This window comes from Methylocella tundrae (assembly GCF_901905185.1).
In the GTDB taxonomy this organism is placed as follows: domain Bacteria; phylum Pseudomonadota; class Alphaproteobacteria; order Rhizobiales; family Beijerinckiaceae; genus Methylocapsa; species Methylocapsa tundrae.
Map to the genome: position 1 here is coordinate 1 of NZ_CABFMQ020000042.1, position 396 is coordinate 396.

1 protein-coding gene is annotated in these 396 nt (G+C 69.7%); it reads right to left on the reverse strand.

Annotated elements, in window-relative coordinates; all coding sequences use genetic code 11:
• Positions 1–207: 207 nt before the first annotated feature.
• The coding region (locus MPC4_RS20880; protein ID WP_210253598.1) for a hypothetical protein at positions 208–396 on the reverse strand (189 nt) is incomplete at its 5' end.

Consider the following 396-nt stretch of genomic DNA (forward strand, 5'->3'; position numbering starts at 1 on the left):
CGACAACACCGGCGCCGTGGCCAAGGCCTGGGGCGACGTGCGCCTCACGCCCTCGACCTTCATCGTGAACAAGCGCGGCGAGATCGTGAAGAGCTACGTGGGCGCGCCGGATTTCCCGGAACTCCACCGCCTGATCGAACGGCTCCTGGCCGAGACCTGAGCGTTCCCGCCGCATGCCCCGCCCGGTGCGCGGTACCAGGGGTGGGCTCACGGTGCGGTGCCGCATCCAGGCCACGGGCGCTTGCCGAGCGTGACGCTCCGCGCGCCCGGGCCATCCCGCATGGTCTGCGCGCGGCACGTGCCAGTACACTGTTTTTCCGCACCACTCCCTGCCTTTGCCTCGTGGAACAGCCTTCCGTCGACCTCCTCATGCCCTCCGAGCCCGCCGAAATGGAC